Annotated in this window: 16 protein-coding genes; 2 read left to right on the top strand and 14 right to left on the bottom strand. The window is 38.9% G+C overall.

From position 1 onward, the window contains the following. Positions 1-208: 208 nt before the first annotated feature. On the bottom strand, positions 209-3,118 hold the full coding sequence (locus tag RBQ60_RS08315; protein WP_307883246.1) for an insulinase family protein: 2,910 nt from the start codon (positions 3,116-3,118) through the stop codon (positions 209-211). A 225-nt stretch (positions 3,119-3,343) separates the two neighbouring features. On the opposite strand from RBQ60_RS08315, the gene RBQ60_RS08310 reads away from it, so the two are divergent. After that, the gene (locus tag RBQ60_RS08310; protein WP_307883245.1) at positions 3,344-3,886 is read left to right on the top strand and encodes an NADH peroxidase; all 543 of its coding nucleotides are present in this window, start codon (positions 3,344-3,346) and stop codon (positions 3,884-3,886) included. A gap of 572 nt (positions 3,887-4,458) precedes the next feature. Here the strand turns inward: RBQ60_RS08310 and RBQ60_RS08305 are convergent. From RBQ60_RS08305 to tgt, 8 genes are all read right to left on the bottom strand, one after another. Further along, positions 4,459-5,391 carry a nucleoside hydrolase gene (locus RBQ60_RS08305; protein ID WP_307883244.1) on the bottom strand — a complete coding sequence of 311 codons (933 nt, stop codon included), beginning with the start codon at positions 5,389-5,391 and terminating at the stop codon, positions 4,459-4,461. Next, positions 5,388-6,329 (bottom strand): nucleoside hydrolase, encoded by a 942-nt coding sequence (locus RBQ60_RS08300; protein ID WP_307883243.1) that lies wholly within the window; start codon positions 6,327-6,329, stop codon positions 5,388-5,390. Before RBQ60_RS08300 ends, RBQ60_RS08305 begins: the two co-directional genes overlap by 4 nt. 73 nt (positions 6,330-6,402) lie before the next feature. Continuing rightward, positions 6,403-7,347 (bottom strand): ABC transporter permease, encoded by a 945-nt coding sequence (locus tag RBQ60_RS08295; RefSeq protein WP_307883242.1) that lies wholly within the window; start codon positions 7,345-7,347, stop codon positions 6,403-6,405. Then, positions 7,347-8,459, bottom strand: coding sequence for an ABC transporter permease (locus tag RBQ60_RS08290; protein WP_307883241.1), 1,113 nt, complete (start codon positions 8,457-8,459; stop codon positions 7,347-7,349). The genes RBQ60_RS08295 and RBQ60_RS08290 overlap by 1 nt, the downstream gene beginning before the upstream one ends. Then, positions 8,449-10,017 carry an ABC transporter ATP-binding protein gene (locus tag RBQ60_RS08285; protein ID WP_307883240.1) on the bottom strand — a complete coding sequence of 523 codons (1,569 nt, stop codon included), beginning with the start codon at positions 10,015-10,017 and terminating at the stop codon, positions 8,449-8,451. Before RBQ60_RS08285 ends, RBQ60_RS08290 begins: the two co-directional genes overlap by 11 nt. A 282-nt stretch (positions 10,018-10,299) precedes the next feature. Then, on the bottom strand, positions 10,300-11,433 hold the full coding sequence (locus RBQ60_RS08280; RefSeq protein WP_307883239.1) for a BMP family ABC transporter substrate-binding protein: 1,134 nt from the start codon (positions 11,431-11,433) through the stop codon (positions 10,300-10,302). Between the two features lie 419 nt (positions 11,434-11,852). Next, on the bottom strand, positions 11,853-12,302 hold the full coding sequence (yajC, locus tag RBQ60_RS08275; protein WP_307883238.1) for a preprotein translocase subunit YajC: 450 nt from the start codon (positions 12,300-12,302) through the stop codon (positions 11,853-11,855). Positions 12,303-12,416: 114 nt separating this feature from the next. Next, positions 12,417-13,553: a tRNA guanosine(34) transglycosylase Tgt gene (gene tgt / locus RBQ60_RS08270; protein ID WP_307883237.1), complete on the bottom strand. Its 1,137-nt coding sequence runs from the start codon at positions 13,551-13,553 to the stop codon at positions 12,417-12,419. A 354-nt stretch (positions 13,554-13,907) separates the two neighbouring features. Here tgt and RBQ60_RS08265 point away from each other — a divergent pair, with 354 nt between their 5' ends. Next, on the top strand, positions 13,908-15,041 hold the full coding sequence (locus RBQ60_RS08265) for a class I SAM-dependent RNA methyltransferase (RefSeq protein ID WP_331654172.1): 1,134 nt from the start codon (positions 13,908-13,910) through the stop codon (positions 15,039-15,041). Positions 15,042-15,178: 137 nt separating this feature from the next. On the opposite strand, the gene RBQ60_RS08260 is transcribed toward RBQ60_RS08265, so the two are convergent. Genes RBQ60_RS08260 through hprK form a run of 5 tightly spaced genes read right to left on the bottom strand, consistent with a single transcriptional unit; the run spans position 15,179 to position 19,176 of the window. After that, positions 15,179-15,421 carry an HPr family phosphocarrier protein gene (locus RBQ60_RS08260; protein ID WP_307883236.1) on the bottom strand — a complete coding sequence of 81 codons (243 nt, stop codon included), beginning with the start codon at positions 15,419-15,421 and terminating at the stop codon, positions 15,179-15,181. After that, positions 15,418-16,377: a DNA-binding protein WhiA gene (gene whiA, locus RBQ60_RS08255; RefSeq protein ID WP_307883235.1), complete on the bottom strand. Its 960-nt coding sequence runs from the start codon at positions 16,375-16,377 to the stop codon at positions 15,418-15,420. The genes RBQ60_RS08260 and whiA overlap by 4 nt, the downstream gene beginning before the upstream one ends. Positions 16,378-16,422: 45 nt before the next feature. Beyond that, entirely contained in the window at positions 16,423-17,295 is an 873-nt protein-coding gene (gene rapZ, locus RBQ60_RS08250; RefSeq protein ID WP_307883234.1) for an RNase adapter RapZ, read from the bottom strand. Positions 17,296-17,322: 27 nt separating this feature from the next. Continuing rightward, positions 17,323-18,231 (bottom strand): UDP-N-acetylmuramate dehydrogenase, encoded by a 909-nt coding sequence (murB, locus tag RBQ60_RS08245; RefSeq protein ID WP_307883233.1) that lies wholly within the window; start codon positions 18,229-18,231, stop codon positions 17,323-17,325. Between the two features lie 12 nt (positions 18,232-18,243). Next, positions 18,244-19,176 carry an HPr(Ser) kinase/phosphatase gene (gene hprK, locus RBQ60_RS08240; RefSeq protein ID WP_307883232.1) on the bottom strand — a complete coding sequence of 311 codons (933 nt, stop codon included), beginning with the start codon at positions 19,174-19,176 and terminating at the stop codon, positions 18,244-18,246. Positions 19,177-19,183 lie beyond the last annotated feature (7 nt).

Here is a 19,183-nt window from a genome sequence, read left to right as displayed (position 1 = left end):
GGAAAAGAGGTGCAACGGCTATATAGCTGGGATTTGAGTCATTATCCAAAAAATTGATTAATCTATTCGTTAAAGTTGTGTTTTGCGAATAATTACAACCATCCCCCTGTTGGTAAGTAGAAACCAATCTTTAAGTCAAAAACTCTTATTTTGCTATAGCACGTTTGCTATAACAGAAACCCGCAGAAATTCTGCGGGTTTCATTTCATTAAGGAATTAATTTTTGGATTGAATCAAAGAAATCTTTATTCAAGACAAGCTTGCCTTCATTTCCAATGGTGCAGTAATTTTTTGTTTCTGTGATATTCTGCAACAAGGTTTGGAATTTCAAAATATCCGTTTTTGTAGTCTCAATTATTTGTTTGCGTTCCATGGTTTCAAAATCCGCCTGTAATCCGCGATATTCTTTATGAATGGCATCATTTAGCCGTTCTACATTAGATTTTGGCTGATCAAAGCGATTTATGGTGCCTAAAATATACTTGGTCATATCCCTGTCTGATGGATCGAAACCATCAAGTTTCTTCCAGATTTCATGATAAATCTTGTATGTTTCTTGCAGGTTTGGATCTCGATAAGAATAAAAATAGCAAATGCCATTGTGCTGGAAATTACATCCACTGCCATAAGCTCCGCCTTTCACACGAACCTCATTCCATAGGTATTCCAGGTTTAAAATGGTTTTTAGAACCTGCATACTGCCATCATAGATATAGCCATATTTTTTGTAATCGGCGGTAAAAACGTTGTATTGAACACCACTATTTGCCGTAAATCCGATAGAGATTGGTGCTTTTTCGAAGGAAAGCTTTTGCTTAAAGATTTTTGAGTCAGAATTTAGATTTTGATAAATAAAATCACGGAAAGCAACTACCTTATCCATGTCTTCTTCTTCGCATCCAAAAGAAATATTAAAGTTCTTTTGATCAAATAGAATATGAGCTGTTTTTTTCAGGTTATCAAGCACCTCTTCTGGGGATTCAGAAAGGAGCTTATCAACTTTCGTTAGGAAATGGAAATATTCAATGCCACTTGTGATTTCGTTGACTCTACCGCCGTTGGATAAATGTCCAACACTGTAATAAATTGCCTCAAGATGGGAGTAATTTAAAAGATAGCTTTCCCCTCTAATTTTTGCAGCACGCACAATTTTCTTTAGGCTTTCTATTGCTTCATAGTTTGTGTTTAAAAGAATTTCCTTTACAAATTCCCTAGCTTCTTCCATATCTTCCTTTAACAGTTTGCATTTCATTGTAAGGAATGAGCGATATTCCTCTGTATTTTTGCTATAAACATCATTATGGAATGACAATCCCCCAAAAACTCGATTTACAACCATAGGCAATTCCTGATAAGAATATTGCTTGGTATCTAATTTGCCTAATATATCTGCCAGGAGTCCTGAGTAGGGCAAAAGTTCCTCGCTCAAGCAGTCTGTATCAAAATGTAGCTTTAGATATAGGATACCGTTACTTTGTAGGGGGACGTATAATTGGTTTCCCTCCCCCACCCTACTTTTTGTGTATACAGGCACAGGTGGGTTGGTATCGATTTGAGAAAGCTGCAAAATAGGAATCTGTGCTAAAACTTCCTGAGAGTCTTCTGTATGTTGGAAAAGTTCCAGTTTTTTTGCTTCTTCTCGAATACGTGCCAAATCTTTTTCCGTAAAGGAAGCCTTGATTTTTGCCATCTTCTTCTGAAAATCAACCTGAATTTGATTTTCCTTTTCTTTATCAGGAGAGAAAACCAAAATACTCTTTTTGGGATTATTTAAAATATGTCTTTCAATTAAAGCGTTCCAATCATAGTTAGGATTTTTGATTTTTTCCAATGTTTCAAATTGGCGTAAGCATTGGAAAGGTTTTTTATCATGAAGCCAGCTTTTCATCATTTTCATCCCATAAATCAAGCCCTTAGGCGTGGAACCAAAGTCTTCTTCTTTTAAAAGGAAAGACAGTCTTCTTAAACTGCTGGATAAAAGCTGGCTATCAAGTCCTTCTTCTAAGACTTTTTCCAGTGTTTCATCAATGATTTTCTTGAACTCCTCAACTCTAGAAACATCAGCATTTTTTGCAACAACACTGAAAGCCATTTCATAAGTAGAGGAATTAAACCATCCTTCAGCTTCATCGCAAATTTTAGCATCCATAAGAGCTGTTTTTAGGGTAGAAGCACTTGTTTCCAACAATACATATGAAAGCACCTGCAGCGCCATGGAAAGCTCTTCATCCGTGCATAAACCAACGTTAACGGAGTATGCCAGATAACCTGTTTCCCCGTCGCTATCTGTCGGGTAAGTTTCATATCGCATTTCTTGGGTGGGCAGCTCCTTCGTTTCCAATATTTCTGGCAAATCAGAGGAACGCAAGAAGTTGTTTAAATATTCCTCATCAATATGAGTTAAACAACGTTCTAAGTCCATATCACCATACAAATAAATATAAGAATTCGATGGATGATAGTATTTCTCGTGGAAAGACAGGAATTTCTCATAAGTCAAGTCTGGAATTGCAACAGGATCCCCACCCGACTCAAAGCCATAAGTGGATTTGCCAAACAGACTTCTGGAAATGGCACCTTGCAACAAGCTTTCTGGGTCAGAAAGTGCCCCTTTCATTTCATTATAAACCACTCCTGTAATATCAAGCTCCCCTGTTTCTTCATTTAAAAGATAGCGCCAACCCTCTTGCATGAAAATTTCTTTCTTTTCGTATATATTTGGATATAAAACAGCATCCAAGTACACATCCATAAGGTTGTGGAAATCTTCTTCATTGCAACTTGCAATGGGATACATGGTTTTATCTGCATATGTCAAAGCATTTAAAAATGTGTTTAATGAGCCCTTTGCCAGCTCGTTAAAAGGATCTTTAGACGAATACTTTTTGGATCCGCATAATACGGAATGCTCTAAAATATGAGGGGTGCCACAGTCATCCTCCGGCGGTGTTTTAAATGATATGGAAAATACTTTATTTTCGTCCTTTGATTTTATATAAAAGAGCCTTGCACCACTTTTCAAATGTTCAAATAAGTAGGCTTCTCCATGAATATCTTCAATTGTTTGTTTTTCTTTGAGCAAGAATCCATGGAAAACAGAGTTTAGGGTTAAGTCCATTAATGTTACCTCCTATAATCACTTTTACTTTCATAGTATAAACAAAAATTCTCTTTTAAAAAGAATATAATTATGAGTTTGGTCTATAGTTTACCACATGTTTTGCAGAAAAACTATTTATTTTGTTTTTTTAGAAAAAGATGTTGACAAATATCAATTTCTAATTTATAATTATTATTAGTTAACAACAACTATTCAATATATTATTTTAGGAGGAAGAAAATTATGAAAAAATTTGTATGTTCCGTATGTGGTTATGTTCATGTTGGTGATTCTGCACCTGAAGTATGTCCTGTATGTAAGGTTGGCGCTGATAAGTTTATTGAGCAGGTTGGCGAAAGAACTTGGGCTTCCGAACACGTTGTAGGTGTTGCACAGGGTGCTAGTGAAGATATTATGAGCGATTTAAGAGCAAACTTCGAAGGCGAATGTACTGAAGTTGGTATGTACTTGGCTATGGCTAGAGTAGCTCATAGAGAAGGATACCCTGAAGTTGGTATGTACTACGAAAAAGCTGCTTGGGAAGAAGCAGAACACGCTGCAAAATTTGCTGAATTGTTGGGTGAAGTTGTAACAGATTCCACAAAGAAAAACTTGGAATTGCGTGTTGACGCTGAAAATGGCGCAACAGCTGGTAAAACTGACCTTGCTAAGCGTGCAAAAGCTGCTAACTTGGATGCAATCCACGATACAGTACACGAAATGGCTCGTGACGAAGCTAGACACGGCAAAGCTTTTGAAGGTCTGTTGAAAAGATACTTTGGCTAATTCCTTCGAAAATATGTATTAGAAGTTATAAATGAATATAGAAAAGCGGTTCATTGAAAAATGAGCCGCTTTTTATTTTTGAAAAACTCCAACCCCACTCATTGAAAAAAGGCAGGCATAGAAAAAATTTCCTTTCTTCTCCCCTCTCCCTCGGTTCAGAGTAAAATACTTGGGTGTGATTGGATTAGATTACCACATTTTAAGGCTTAAGTCAAAGATGCTAATACTATTCACCTTCGTCGCCAATGGAAATTCAAACTAGATTAAACTGAGAGTATCCTTTTTGTAAAAAGAGTGGTACCCGCTTTCTCTATTCATACCACAAATCATTGTATAAAACGAATGATTTTTTGAAGCCAGACTCCATCATTTTCTGTTTCAATTGAGATTGTATTGTTCTCTAAAGTCTAATGTATTTATGCTCTCTATTTAATTCTTTTGCCTTATTTATGCTTCTAAATAAATCACGCATGTTCTTGTTTAGCATTTACTATATATTATTGCGTTTCTTCTTGGGCTGAAACTTGGAAAAGAAAAAGCCCTTTGTCTGAAATAGACAGAGGGCTTTATGATTAAAATTTCGCCATTAAACTTTTTACTTTATTAACAAAAGCTTCTCTATTAACATCGGTAACAATATAGGCATTATGCTCCATTTGTTTGTCACTATATAGGTCTGTAACTGTTTTACCTGCAGTTAATTGGCCCTTTGTTTCAACACGTATACCAACGTGATGGGTTTCGAAAATACTATCATCGGCAGCGTACAAAACAGCCGCAGGATCATGCATAGCAACACCTGTAAAGCCCCATTCTAAGTATTTCTTCAATCCACCCTGCATTACATCTCGGAAGAGTTTCCCTTGGAATGAGCCTAAAGCACCGATTTCATCCAGTTCTTCTGGTGTCAAATAAGCCTTCAGCGTAACGTCTAAGCCACACATATATACAGGGACGCCACAGCAGAACATCATGTCAGCGGATTCGGGATCTACGTAGATGTTGAATTCAGCGGAAGGGGTAACATTACCACCGATTGCAGCACCACCCATAATGACAATACGTTTAATATATTTTGGTAAATCGTTATATTTAGATAAAGCAATACCAATGTTGGTCATAGGGCCAACGGCAATAATAACTAACTCACCGTTAGATTCTTTTGCAATGCGATAAATTGCATCCCAAGCCTTCTCCTCACCAATTTCCGTATTCGTCATTTCATGGGGATATTCTACCCCACCGAAGCCATCATTACCATGAACTTCTTCAGCAGTTACAAGCTGGCGGAACATAGGACGATCAGCACCCTTGTAAATGGGGATATCCTTGCCCATTGCATGTCTCACCTTTATGGCGTTTGCTGTTGTAATATCTACACCAACGTTACCTGCAACAGTTGTAATTGCACGGATATCCAATTCTTCCATGCGGCTTGCCAATAATAATGCCGCTGTATCGTCAACACCAGGATCACAGTCGATAATTACTGGAAAACGGTTCATTTCGCCACCTCCCCATAAACACTAATTGCTTCAACCAAAAGATCTACAAAGGCCTGTCTGTCAATTCCCATCAAAACCTTTGCATTTGGCGCCTTGCCGGATATGTTATAAAAATCTGCAATGGTCGCCCCTTTACAGAAATCGCCCGTAGTTTCAACTTCAACAAACAAGTCTTTGGATTCCATGATTTCTGGTTTAATGAGGGCTGCAACAGCCACTGCATCGTGAACAGGTGCACCTTCATAGCCCAGGCCTCTATGGAACTGATAGAAAAACTCTAACCAATCAGCTACAATTACCGCAACATGATTACCCAATGCACGAATTCTTTCGAAATCTTCGGGGAAAATCATGGCTTTTTCTGTTACATCTAAACCTGCCATGATAATAGGAATTCCAGACTTAAATACAACATCTGCTGCTTCGGGGTCAACTAAGATATTAAATTCCGCCGCTGGAGTCCAGTTACCAAACTGTACGCCACCACCCATTAAGGAAATCTGTTTGATATTTTCCTTCAATTCGGGATGTGCTAACAGCAACGCCGCAATATTTGTTAATGGACCTGTAGGTACTAGGGTAATGGGCTCATGGCTTTCACGAATTACCTTTTCCATTAGTGTAACTGCATCCATATCTACAACGTCAAAATCTGGCTCAGGCAAGTCAGGGCCATCTAAACCGGATTCTCCATGTACCGTTGGTGCAATAATCGCATCTGAAATCAAAGGACGCACCCTACCCTTAGCAGTAGGAACGTGCAAATCGATTAATGTACAAATACGAAGTGTATTGTATGTTGTTTTTTCAATGGTTTGATTGCCACAGCAAGTTGTAACTGCACGAATATCAAGAGCAGGGCTTCCATTTGCCAATACCCAAGCAATGGCATCATCGTGCCCCGGATCACCGTCTAAAATAATAGGAATCCTTTTCATTTTAACCCTCCATTTATCTTTTAAAGAAAAGTTGGCAGGTTAAAAACCTTCCAACTTTCCAGGTCTATATATTTTATTTATCGTTATCTTTAAAACGTTTGACTTTCTTAAGGGTACTCATTGCATAAATTACCAGACCGATAATTGTAACTGCATAAGGAATGGATGCTACCAAGTAGGATGAAAACCCTTGCATACCTTCCATTTTATTCCCCAAAGCACTTGCAAAGCCGAATAACAAGGATGACAGCATTGCCCCCACTGGCTCACCTTGGCCCATCGCTTGCGCTGCCAAAGCGATGAAACCACGGCCTGCAACAATACCGATATTCCAGCTCTGGGAATAGTACATGGACATATATGCACCACCCAAACCTGCTAATGCACCGGAGATTGCCAAGGCAACATACTGTGTTCTTAAAACACTAACGCCAACGCTATCTGCAGCATGGGAATTTTCACCAACGGCACGAATTCTAAGACCCATTGCTGTTTTGTACAACATAATCCAAACCAGAATAACCAAAAGGAATGCTACGTAGGTTAATATGGAGTGGCCTGAGAAAATCTGGCCAATAACAGGGATATTCTGAATGATTGGAATATCAACCTTTGGTGTTAACATATTGGGGGTAGTAAGGCTTGCTGTATTACCCTTTAATCCTGTAAATAGGTAAAGGAGGAATACTGTGCCACCGCCACCTAAAAGGTTGACGGCAATACCAGCTAAAATGATGTCTGTTTTTAGTTTAAGGGCGAAGATTGCCATAATCATAGCAACCAGTATACCAATCGCTGTCGCCCCAATAACACCGATAATCCAGCTGTTTGTCCAGTATGCAAAAAGCACACCGAACAATGCAGAAATCATCATAGTACCTTCCAAACCGATATTAACAACACCGGCTTTTTCAGCTACAACCGCCGCTAAAGCTGCGAATAAAATTGGGGATGTGATACGAATGATAGAATAGCCAAAACTAGCTGAGAATATCATGTCAATTAACTGTTCAAACATTACGCATTACCCCCTTCTCCAGCAGTTGCCAGTTCTTTTTTCTGCATCTCTTCTTTTGCATCCTTAACAACGATTTTTTGACGTGTACCAGATAAGAAGTGTTCAGCTGCGAAGAACAAGAAGATAACAGCCTGAATAATATCTATCATTTCTGCGGGAACCCCAGCGTAAATAGACATTAATTCGCAACCTCTATTCAAATAAGAAATAAACAAAGCCGCAAGTGGAATCATAACGGGGTTATTCTTTGCTAAGATTGCAACGGTAATACCTGTCCAGCCATAACCAGGCAAATCCTTCCAAAGGAAGGTGTTATACCTGCCCAACATTTCGATAGCACCGCCCATACCTGCAAGCATACCACCGATAACTTGAGAAAGAATGATAATTCCGCCAACTTTCATACCGGAGTATTTAGAGAAGGATTCATTAATACCAATCATACGGATGGAATAACCCCAACGGGTACGATACATAAAGAATGCTACTAAAATTGTTGCGATGATAGCGGCAACAAAGCCCCAAGCCAACTCAGTATTGGGAACCATTTTGGGAATTAGAGCAGTTTCCAGGAATGGGTAAGTTTGCGTTGCGCCCTTACTTCTATCGGGGAATACATTATTTAAGAAGTGAAGGATTGTAAACATGATAACGTAGTTCATCATCAAGGAGCAAACCATTTCACTTGCTTTAAGCTTTACTTTTATAACTGCAGGAACAATCATAACCAAACCACCAACGATTGTACCTGCCAAAATAGCAACCAAAGCATGAACTCCAGTAGCCATGGGAAGGTAAATCGCAATGAGAGCAGCGATAAAGCCACCTAACATAACGGCACCTTCGCCCCCTAAGTTGAATTGGTTGGCAGAGAACATAACGCAAACTGCTAAACCGGTAAAAATAATCGGTGTCATACGGGCCAAAATTGTAAAGATAGACTTTACATTTAGTGCACCGTTACTAATAATAGGTCTAATGAGTAAACACTCTAAAGCTTTTCCGGGGTCATCTGCACAAATTACAATCAGAATAAAGGCTACAAGAATTGCAATGGCGATGGCAATGAATCCACGGAAAATTTCGAACATATTTTGACGCTTATTCTCCATGTAAAACCCCCCTTATCTCTTCATCACTTTGCTGTTTCAATCCTAACATATATTCACCCATAATGGTGTCGTTTAAAACAGAAGTATCTTCAAAGTAAGCGGCGATTCTACCGTTATTCATAATAATTAAGCTATCAGAAAGTTCCATTACCTCATTCAGGTCTGCAGAAACTAAGAGAACCGCAGCACCTTCACGGCTAAGCTGAACGAGTTTTTTATGAATAAATTCAATGGCACTCACGTCAATACCACGGGTAGGCTGATCGGCAATAATCAAAATTGGATCACTGGAAAACTCTCTGGCAACAACAACCTTTTGAATGTTACCGCCGGAAAGCATTCCAACTTGCTGTTTCCGTGATTTACAAAGAACATTATAGTCTTTAATGAGCTGATCACTATCTTCGTGCATTGCCTTTAAGTTGAACAAAGGCCCGTTATTATATTTCTTGTTTGCGGCACGATCACTCATTAAGTTTTCTTCGATTGTCCCTGCACCAGCAATACCAAAGGTCATTCTATCTTCAGGAATTAATGATACTCCCATGTCACGAATTTCTCTTTGAGGACGTCCTAAAACATTTTTGCCGTTAACCTTCGCAGAACCGTTGTCTGGCACGTTTAAATTGAAAAGCATTTCAACCAATTCACGCTGACCATTCCCTTCAACACCAGCGATGCCTAAAATTTCACCTTTGCGTACATCAAAAGAAATCTTATCTAACATTTTCTTGTTCCATTCATTGGTGTATTCTAAGTCTCGCACTCTGAGAACAACATCAGTAGGTTGAGCTTGTTCTTTTTCAACAGAAAGAACCACATCACGTCCTACCATCAAATGAGAAATTTCCTCTTTAGAAATTTCCGCAGTTTCATGTACACCCATAAACTTACCACCACGCAAGATTGTAAGTCTATCAGTAATTTGCTTGATTTCATTGAGTTTATGAGAAATAAAGATCAAGGTGTACCCCTGTTCTTTAAGATGAATTAACTCTTTAAACAATTCCTCTGTTTCTTGGGTTGTAAGTACTGCAGTTGGTTCATCCAAAATAAGGATTCTAGCACCACGTACCAAAGCTTTTAAAATTTCAACTTTTTGTTTCATGCCAACAGGAATATCTCTCACTTTTGCATGAGGATCAACATAAAGGTTATACTTTTTTGAATATTCTTCTGTAATTTCCACGGCTTTTTTGTAGTTGATAAACAGCTTATTCCCTTGCTTGGGCTCCATACCCAATACCATATTTTCGGCAACAGTTAAGCTAGGTACCAGCATAAAATGCTGATGAACCATACCAATTCCTTTAGAAATGGCAATTGTTGGCGATGAAAGTGAAACTTTTTCTCCATTAATTATGATTTCACCTTCCGTCGGTTGCTCCAATCCGAAAAGCATCTTCATTAATGTAGATTTGCCGGCACCGTTTTCACCCATAAGCGCATGAATTTCACCACGCTTTACATTGAAGTCGACCCCTTGGTTTGCGGCAATGCCGTTTGGATAAACTTTGGTGATTCCCTTCATTTGAACAACTAGATCGTTGTCAGACATTATCGGTTCCCCTCCTCTTTTGCATTACTTTTATTGTTAGGTAGAAAGTCCATTACCTTGTATAGTTTTCCATGCACCTTCAAAAAAATCCTCCATATAAAAATATAATTTCACAAAGAACTTTTTTCAAAATGCATTCTTATACAATCATAGAGACTGTAACAACTTTCAAAAAATCCCTATTCATCGACATTTTAAAGTTTGAGAAATTTACAAGGTTAAAAGGGGAGCATGAAAGCTCCCCTTACCTTAAATCAGCTTAAAACACAATAATGAAATTCATCAAGGTTTTACAGCTTCTCTTAAATCCTGAACTTCATTTGTTTCGTTACCAACTGCGGTAGGAACTACAACGTCACCATTGGAAACAGCTTCGATTGCAGCAGTTACTTTTTCTTTAACAGCTTCAGGTGTTTTGCTGTCGAAGTTTTTATCTGTAACGATACCAATGCCGCCTTCTTTCATTCCCAATAAAGTTTGTTTTCCGAAGTGTTCTCTGCCAGCATCCCATTCATCGAAGAACCAGATAAGGGAATTACCTACATTTTTCAAACCGGATGTTAATGTGATTTCTGCCATTTCAGGGGAGAATGTCAATTCCTGATCGGAGTCAACGCCGATGAAATAAGCCTTACCTGTTTCAAGAGCAGCTTCAGCAGCACCGTTACCAGAGTTACCAGCTACACCCCAGATAATGTCACAATTCTTATCGTTAATCATGGATTCAGCTAATTCTTTTGCTTTTGCGGGGTCAACATAGCTATTTACATATCTTGTATCAACTTTAATATCAGGGTTGGATTCCTGCGCACCCAAGATAAAGCCATACAAGAAGTCGTTGATTACGGGGCTGTCTACACCACCAACAAAACCAACAACAGCATCTTCGTTGATACCTTCAAGGCTTGTTTCCGTTGTCATAGCACCTGCGTAAACACCAACCAAGTAACCTAAGTCATTCTGAGCATAGCTCAAGTTTGCAACGTTAGGTAAAATGTGTGTTGTGTCATCGTAGATGAGGTACTTCTGATCAGGATACTGTTCCGCAACATTCTTTAAATAATCTGGCATCTGGTATGTACCACATACAATCAGATCATATTCGCCGGAAGCGGAAACTTCTTCAACATAACCCTGCCATTTAGACTCGTCTTCTGTTGTACCACCCATTTCAATGGTTGTGTACTCAATTCTGCCGTCAGCTTTCAACTGTGCCAACCCAGCTTCAGCGGAGTCAAAGAAGGACTTGTCCCCCAAGTTACCGTTTACTAAGTTACATACTTTGTAAACCTTTGTTTCGCCCTCTGTTGCAGCACCGTTGTCTGTTTCTTTGTTTGCATCGTTACCGCCGCCACAACCAGCAAGCATAGATACTGCCAGTGCAGAAGCAAGAAGCATGGAAAGCAATTTTTTCATAGTCTTTCTCCCTTTCTGTTTTTGCATATTTTTTTGACTACAATTTACAAATGCCCGTAAAAATACTAGCTTTTGTACAAGAATATTTTACCTCGGATGCTCAATTTTGTCAATAAACTAGCCATCTTTGGTTGTTAAGTTGTAAGAATTGTTTGTTATTTTACGACAAACGTCTCAATTTTATACGATTCTTATATAAGAAAACAACAATGGAACTGACTGATTGTGATAGATGATGTATTTTTTTACCCAAAATATTATAACAAAAAAACCGCTTTTGCTGGAGATAGCAAGGTTTATCGAGGTTTTTTTTACGAATTATGGTGTTGATAGGTGGGTACGAAATTGTCCCGCCTTTTGTATACTTTTAACAAAAAAATAAGACTCCATGAAAAAATCATAGAGTCTTGAAATCATTTTTATTCTCCACGACGGAATAGACCTTTTTTCTTTGCAGGTGCTTCTACCTGAGGAGGCGCTTCGTTAGATAAGTTTGGTTCTCTTTTTGCAAAAACTTCGCTTTTAACTACTGGAACACGAACACCCTTGTTCATACCAAATTCAATGATAAAGCATTCGTAAGTAACATCAACAACTTTTCCGAACAAGCCGCTGTTTGTTACAATAGAGTCACCGACAGCAATTGCGTTTCTCATTTCTGCCATCTTTCTTTCTCTTTTCTGATTTGGTCTTACAGAAAGAAAATACATAACAACAATAAGAAGTACACAGTAAAGCACAATTAACATAACGGGGTTACTAGCAGCAAGTGATCCGAAAATATTTCCACCGGCTGCAGGTGCAGCAGCATCCCCACTACTAGGCAAAACTGTGGTACTTACTTCCAATAAAAAAGGTATGAATGGCATTAGTATCTCTCCTAACATATTTTTCTTTTAGCTTTTTAGAGCAAACATGTTTGCTTTAAGCTCTTAATAGGTAACGTGATAATTATATATAACTTTCAAATTGACGTCAAGGAATTATTTTCCTTGAGCTCTTTGAAAACCTTCTAACTTTGCTTTTTTGTATTCAGGGAATCGATCCTCATCCAAAGCCAGTCGAATTTCTTCCATCATTGTATTAAAGAAATGAAGGTTGTGCATTACGCATAAACGCATTGCCAACATCTCTTTTGCTTTGAAAAGATGACGGATATAGGCCCTTGTATACCTGCGACAAACGGGACAATCACAAGTTTCATCAATAGGTTTGTCGTCTAACTCAAATTTAGCATTGAAAAGGTTAAGCTTACCGCTGTTTGTGTAAACATGAGCGTGGCGGCCGTTTCTTGCTGGTAAGACACAGTCAAAGAAGTCAATGCCCCTTTCCACCGACTCCAAGATGTTTTCGGGAGTGCCTACACCCATTAGATAAGTTGGTTTATTTTGAGGCAGATAAGGAACTACTTCTTCTAGGACATGGTACATTTCAGCGTGGCTTTCTCCAACTGCAAGGCCCCCTACTGCATAGCCGTCCAAGTCCAATTCAGAAATCCGTTTGGCGTGTTCAATACGAATATCGGGATAAATAGCACCTTGGTTAATACCGAATAACATTTGTTTTTTGTTAATGGTGTCCTCCAAGCTATTTAACCGTGTCAATTCTTTTTTGCAACGCTCCAACCAACGTGTGGTACGAGCAACAGATGCCTCAACATAAGGTCGTTCAGCAGGAATGCCAATACACTCGTCAAAAGCCATAGCAATGGTAGAGGCCAGGTTAGATTGAATTTGCATACTTTCTTCTGGACCCATAAAAATTTTCCGACCATCAATATGAGAGCTAAAATGCACGCCTTCTTCGGTGATTTTTCTAAGGGATGTGAGAGAAAACACCTGAAAGCCACCGGAATCCGTTAAAATGGGCTTGTCCCAAACCATGAACTTATGAAGTCCACCTAGCTGTTTAATTATTTTATCTCCGGGGCGTAAATGTAAGTGATACGTGTTAGAAAGCTCAACTTGACACTTTAACTGTTCCAAATCCTCTGTTGAAAGTGCGCCTTTGATGGCAGCCAAGGTGCCTACGTTCATAAATACAGGGGTCTGAATCACGCCGTGAGGTGTATGAAACTCACCTCTTTTCGCCCTTCCGCAAGTTTTTAATAGTTTATACATAACTCTCCTCGTTTCTTTATTTTCATACGTAAACAATATAATAACGTTTTTCCAATTTTTAATCAAGAGATTTTGTTTTTTTCTAACAAATATACAAGGATTTCCTTTAGTTTTTGGCATTTTCATGATATAATGTGGAAACTGCACTGGGAAAAACAGGTCTTTTGAATCGTAAATTTTAATACAGTTATTTGCACATTTAAATGGAAATTCGAAGGGTTTTTATATTTATTTAGACTGATTATTGCCTAGAATACAAAGAGAGAAACAGGAAATTCTTTTTTTTGTGCAATGTATGCCTAGTTTTCCCCTATTTATGGTATAATACTGAAAAAAATGAACGGAGTTAGAATAATGAGTATACATTTAATTGCCAGTACAACCTTTGGGCTAGAATCTGTTGTAAAACGTGAATGTCAAGCCCTTGGATTTGAAAATATCAAAACTTCCGATGGCAAGGTTGAATTTACAGGGAAGGAAGAGGATATTGTAAAGGCAAACCTTTGGTTACGTTGTGCCGGACGAGTATGGGTAAAAATGGGTAATTTTACTGCGGTTACCTTTACGGAGCTATTTGACCAAACAAAGGCATTGCCTTGGGGAGATTGGATTCCTGAGGATGGAAAATTTACCGTTGTGGGAAAATCAGTAAAGTCCACCCTATTTAGTGTACCTGATTGTCAGGCCATTGTAAAAAAGGCTGTTGTTGAAAAACTGAAAGAAAAATATGAGACCGATTGGTTTGATGAAACAGGGGCATCCTACACCATTCAGGTGGGGATTTTAAAAGATGTTGTAACCCTTGCCATCGACACCAGTGGTTCTGGCTTGCATATGAGAGGATACCGTGCCAATGCTTTAGACGCACCATTAAAAGAATCCATCGCCTCTGCCATGGTTCAGCTTAGCTATTGGCGAAAAGAAAGAATTCTTTTAGATCCATTCTGTGGTTCAGGGACGATTCCCATTGAAGCAGCTATGATTGCAAGAAATATTGCCCCAGGCTTACAAAGAAAATTCGCCTGTGAAGAATGGGGCCGTATTGGAAAAGAACGTTGGAAAAAAGCAAGAGCTGAGGCTTATCAAGCCATTGACTACGATGTAATGCCGGAGATTTATGGAAGTGACATTGACCCTGATGCCATTGCCCTAGCCAAAGAAAACGCTGAAAAGGCTGGCGTAGATGACTGCATTACCTTTGAAGTAAAACCATCTCAGAATGTTGCTTTGCCTGGAAAATATGGTGTGGTTATTACCAACCCACCCTATGGTGAGCGTATTGGTGAGTTAAAGGAAGTTGAAGAAATGTATCGTGCCCTAGGGGTAACTATGAAAGCCGATCATACATGGTCAACCTACCTAATCACCTCAATGGAGTATTTTGAAACACTGTTTGGCCGAAAAGCGGACAAGAAAAGAAAATTGTTTAATGGCCGTATCAAGACGGATTATTATCAATTCGAAGGCCCAAGGCCGCCTCGTTCCTAATAAAAACTGCATTGCCAGAATTTTTGGCAATGCAGTTTTTTCTTTAAGATTATGTTATTCTAAATAAAAATATAGTTATTTTGTAATAGAAAAACCCTTCACTTAGGAAGGGTTTAAATTATGAATAAAATAATTGCTTAACATAAAACAGCAGCCAACTCTTCAACAGCTACTGCTTCGTCGCTACCATCGGCAATGATTGTTGCCGTTTGACCTTCTCTCATGTTTAACGCAATGGTGCCCATGATACTTTTTGCGTTTATTTTTCTTTCGTCTACACTTACTTGGATTTCAGAGTTAAACTTACTTGCTGTCTGCACAAAATAAGCTGCCTGTCTTGCATCTAAAGATGTTTTGATTGTCACTGTTCTCTGTGTCATTTTTCTTCACCCTTACCCTCTCTGAGCGTTTCTGCTAAGTTGCTGATTTTCCGCAGTCTGTGATTTACACCGGATTTTCCAACCGGTTCTGCTAAATAAGTTCCTAATTCTTTTAGGCTGGTATCTGGATATTCCAATCGTAGTCTTGCAACCTCCTCTAACTGCCTTGGAAGTTTCTCAAGGCCAATGGATTGTTGGATATATGTAATATCTTCCAACTGTTTGACTGCTGCCAACACCACTTTATTGAGGTTTGCCGTTTCGCAATTTACTTTTCTGTTAATATCATTTCGCATTTCTTTCACAATGCGAACGTTTTCCAGATTCATTAATGCGATATGGGCACCCATAATATTAAGCAAATCTACAATCTGCTCGCCTTCTTTTAGGTACACAACAAAATGGTCTTTGCGTGCCACCACTTTTGAGTCAAGACCAAAGGTATTTACCAGATCCCGAAGTTGTGTGGCAAGTTCAATCGTTGCCAACACAAACTCTAAATGATAGTTTTTTTCAGGGTTATTTACCGAGCCAACGGAAATAAAAGCCCCACGAATGTACGCACGACGACAACAGATACTGCTGACGACCGTGGGATACATCTTATTGTGAATGATTGGCGCACCATTTTCGGTCAACCAGATACCAGTTGCTCTTAGCAACCGTTCGACTTGGTCAGCATCTTTTATTAAAAGAACATACACCTTCGACTTACGTTTTTTTCCACCAGACTTGATAAATATTTCACTGTTAATATTAAAAGTATTTTTCAATAATGTAAAGCATTTTTTCGCGACGAGATAATTTTCAGTTTGGATTTTTAAACAAAAATGGTCTTTAAAAAATGCAATCTGTCCACAAATATTTACAAATGCAGATAGTTCAGCAATGTCGCAGTGTCTCCCATTCCCAAAATGTTCGAACAACTCATGCTTTACCTTAGATGAAAATGACAAATTTGCACCTCCTCTCGTGTTTGTATAAACCTTGTAAAATATTGGTTATTTTTTATGGCGAGCATCTTTTTCCATGTCATTATGCTTTAACAAAAGGGTATGCTTGTCTTTGTCTAAAGCGTTATATAAAGCGTTGGCTAAGGTAACAGAACGATGCTTACCGCCTGTACAACCAATGCTGATTACAAGGCTATTTTTTCCTTCTTTTACGTAAAGGGGTAATAAAAAGTCTACCATTTCAACCAATTTTATTAAAAAGTCTTTACTTTCACGAAATGACATAACATATTCGCTTACAGGTGGATCATTCCCAGTTAACTCTTTTAATTCTTGTATATAAAAGGGATTTGGTAAGAAGCGAACATCAAAAACCAAGTCGCTATCAACAGGAATACCGTACTTAAAGCCAAAGGAACACACAGTAACCACAAGACTTTCAAAGTGCTGATTTTCAACAAAAATGCGGTTGATTTGGGCCTTTAACTCTCTAGTAAGTACGTTCGTGGTATCCAAAATATAGGTTGCACGACTTTTCACTTCTTTTAAAATTTCCCTTTCCTGATGGATTCCATCTTCGATAGAGCCCTTTCTGGAAAGAGGGTGACTACGACGTGTCTCTTTATAACGCTTAATGAGGGCGTTATCAGAGGCATCCAGAAAAATAATTTCGTACTGATACCCTTTTTCTTCTAAGGTAAATAAAACATGAAACAAGTCGTTAAACAGTTTTCCACCTCGGATATCTACCCCCATGGCAACACGCTCAATCTCCCCTTCTTGTTCATAACAAAGTTCGGCAAACTTTGGTATCAACGCAGGTGGCAAGTTATCCACGCAGAAAAAATTAATATCTTCTAAAAATTTCAGAACAGATGACTTTCCTGCCCCAGACATGCCCGTAACAATAACAAATCTCATAGGAAATCTTCTCCTTCGTAGTGCCGCTTATAATTCCCCAACAATCTTTACTTCTGTTTCCAATGGAACGCCGAATTTTTCTAATACTGTTTTCTGGCAAAAAGCAATTAAATCTAAAATATCTTGGGTGGTTGCTTTTCCAGTATTGATGACAAATCCTGCATGCTTTTCAGACACCTGAGCACCGCCAATGGATTTACCTTTTAACCCAGCATCTTGAATCAACTTACCTGCAAAATAGCCTTCTGGGCGTTTAAAGGTACTTCCGGCACTGGGGTATTGCAAAGGCTGTTTCTCTCTTCTTTGTTCGCCCAGCTCTGCCATTCTTGCCTTTATGGCGTCTTGGCTGCCATGTTGTAACTTAAGGGTAGCCTTTAATAAAATGTAGCCTTCCTTCGGCAAAATGCTATGACGATACGAAAGGTCTAAGTCTTCTACAAGAATGGTTTTTTGCTGAAAATCCTTTGTTAGTACCTCAACAGAAACCAAAACATCTTTCATTTCCCCGCCGTAAGCCCCAGCGTTCATGGTGATTGCCCCGCCTAGGGTACCTGGAATGCCAGATGCAAATTCCAGTCCGCTTAAAGCATGCTCCCCAGCCTTAGCCGCTAACGCTGCTAAAAGAATGCCCCCCTCAGCGTGAATATATTCTCCATCCATGCTAATTTTTGCCATTCGGCCTCCAATTTGAATCACAGCACCACGGATTCCCTTATCACTTACCAAAAGGTTGCTGCCATTGCCGATTACCAAAAACGGAATTTCATAGTTTTGCAGAATATGAATGCTTTCTTTTACATCCTCCACGCAATGGGGCATAATAAAAATATCTGCAGGACCCCCTGTGCGAAAAGTGGTATGCCCGCTCATTGGTTCCTTGGTTAAAACAGCGCCCTTACCTAGCTTTTGTTGCAATGCTTCTACTACTGAATCCATATAGTCACCTTCCTATTTTGTCTCAGTATGGTTGTTTTGCAAAATTCTCTGTTCAAAATCTTTTGCTGTATTATTCCCCATTTTCTTTTGACGATTACTAATTGCCGCTGATTCACAAATTACAGCAACATTCCTGCCTGGACGAATGGGAATGGTATTACAAAGTACTTTATTCCCTAAAATTTCTATATATTCCTCGCTTAAGCCTAAACGATCGTAGGAGCATTTATTCCCATCCCAAATTTCAAGTTTTATGACAAGGTCAATGGACTTTATTTGCTTTACCGCACCAATACCGAATAATTCTTTTACGTTGATAATACCGATGCCTCGTAGTTCGATTAAGTACCTTATCAGCTCTGGGCAAGTGCCTACAAGGGTTTGATCCGCAATTTTTTTGATTTCTACGGCATCATCAGCAATCAAACGATGACCTCTTTTGATTAATTCCAAGGCAGTTTCGCTTTTGCCAATACCGCTGGCCCCTGTAATCAAAACACCTTCGCCGTAAATATCCACCAAGACCCCGTGCATCATCACACGGTCCGCCAACTCTCCCCTTAACCACATAATCATTTCAGCGGCAAAGTCCGTGGTGGTTTTCGTGGTTCTAAAGATGGGTATTTCGTACTTTCTTCCATAGTGAAGCATTTCGGGAAAAACTTCTAAACTTTTGCAAATTACAATGCATGGTATATGGTATTCAAACAAATGGCAAATGGCCTCATCTCTGGCATGGGCATCCAGTGTTTGCAGGTAGCTATGCTCAACCCTACCGATAATTTGCAATCTATCATTATCAAACCGATGGTAGAAACCTGTTAGCTGTAATGCAGGGCGGTTTATTTCTTTACGGGTAACCACCCTATTCGTAATATCTACCTCTGGTAAAACGATCTCTAATTGAAATTCTTCTACAATTTTTGTTAATTTTGCGCTATACATGAAAACC

This window comes from Anaerotignum sp. MB30-C6, assembly GCF_030908465.1.
Taxonomy (GTDB): Bacteria; Bacillota; Clostridia; order Lachnospirales; family Anaerotignaceae; genus Chakrabartyella.
Note: the sequence above shows the minus strand (reverse complement) of the source record. Positions and strands in the feature narration are given on the sequence as shown.

What these genes read in the sequence shown, in the direction of transcription:
- RBQ60_RS08305 (WP_307883244.1), bottom strand. Translation starts at nt 5,391, where the DNA reads ATGAACCGTTTTCCAGTAATTATCGACTGTGATCCTGGTGTTGACGAT.
- RBQ60_RS08280 (WP_307883239.1), bottom strand. Translation starts at nt 11,433, where the DNA reads ATGAAAAAATTGCTTTCCATGCTTCTTGCTTCTGCACTGGCAGTATCT.
- murB (WP_307883233.1), bottom strand. Translation starts at nt 18,231, where the DNA reads ATGGATTCAGTAGTAGAAGCATTGCAACAAAAGCTAGGTAAGGGCGCT.
- RBQ60_RS08290 (WP_307883241.1), bottom strand. Translation starts at nt 8,459, where the DNA reads ATGGAGAATAAGCGTCAAAATATGTTCGAAATTTTCCGTGGATTCATT.
- RBQ60_RS08310 (WP_307883245.1), top strand. Translation starts at nt 3,344, where the DNA reads ATGAAAAAATTTGTATGTTCCGTATGTGGTTATGTTCATGTTGGTGAT.
- RBQ60_RS08260 (WP_307883236.1), bottom strand. Translation starts at nt 15,421, where the DNA reads ATGACACAGAGAACAGTGACAATCAAAACATCTTTAGATGCAAGACAG.
- RBQ60_RS08285 (WP_307883240.1), bottom strand. Translation starts at nt 10,017, where the DNA reads ATGTCTGACAACGATCTAGTTGTTCAAATGAAGGGAATCACCAAAGTT.
- RBQ60_RS08300 (WP_307883243.1), bottom strand. Translation starts at nt 6,329, where the DNA reads ATGAAAAGGATTCCTATTATTTTAGACGGTGATCCGGGGCACGATGAT.
- RBQ60_RS08295 (WP_307883242.1), bottom strand. Translation starts at nt 7,347, where the DNA reads ATGTTTGAACAGTTAATTGACATGATATTCTCAGCTAGTTTTGGCTAT.
- rapZ (WP_307883234.1), bottom strand. Translation starts at nt 17,295, where the DNA reads ATGAGATTTGTTATTGTTACGGGCATGTCTGGGGCAGGAAAGTCATCT.
- RBQ60_RS08315 (WP_307883246.1), bottom strand. Translation starts at nt 3,118, where the DNA reads ATGGACTTAACCCTAAACTCTGTTTTCCATGGATTCTTGCTCAAAGAA.
- hprK (WP_307883232.1), bottom strand. Translation starts at nt 19,176, where the DNA reads ATGTATAGCGCAAAATTAACAAAAATTGTAGAAGAATTTCAATTAGAG.
- tgt (WP_307883237.1), bottom strand. Translation starts at nt 13,553, where the DNA reads ATGTATAAACTATTAAAAACTTGCGGAAGGGCGAAAAGAGGTGAGTTT.
- RBQ60_RS08265 (WP_331654172.1), top strand. Translation starts at nt 13,908, where the DNA reads ATGAGTATACATTTAATTGCCAGTACAACCTTTGGGCTAGAATCTGTT.
- yajC (WP_307883238.1), bottom strand. Translation starts at nt 12,302, where the DNA reads ATGCCATTCATACCTTTTTTATTGGAAGTAAGTACCACAGTTTTGCCT.